A 284-nucleotide genomic window follows, 5' to 3' on the forward strand; every position below is an offset into this window, starting at 1 on the left:
CGTGGTACCCCCGACCGGATTCGAACCGGCGCTACCGCCTTGAGAGGGCGGCGTGCTAGGCCGCTACACAACGGGGGCGTGGCAGTCGGATCGGCCTCGCGACCTCTCCGGAGCAACCTGCGGAACACTAGCCGGAGCTGGCTTTCCGCACAAAATCGCGGGGCTCCGAAGGTTCTCGGGGCTCCGCGACAGAGTCGCTGCTCGCTGGGATACTAGGACTCGAACCTAGACTAACTGGACCAGAACCAGTCGTGCTGCCAATTACACCATATCCCACTGGGGGG

2 tRNA genes are annotated in these 284 nt (G+C 64.1%); both read right to left on the minus strand.

Annotated features, from left to right (window positions below):
* Positions 1–2: 2 nt before the first annotated feature.
* Positions 3–78, minus strand: a tRNA-Glu gene (locus tag QWY29_RS20145).
* 126 nt (positions 79–204) lie between these two features.
* Positions 205–276 (minus strand) — tRNA-Gln (locus QWY29_RS20150).
* Between the last annotated feature and the right edge of the window lie 8 nt (positions 277–284).

The organism is Nocardioides abyssi (assembly GCF_030412915.1).
Classification (GTDB): domain Bacteria; phylum Actinomycetota; class Actinomycetes; order Propionibacteriales; family Nocardioidaceae; genus Nocardioides; species Nocardioides abyssi.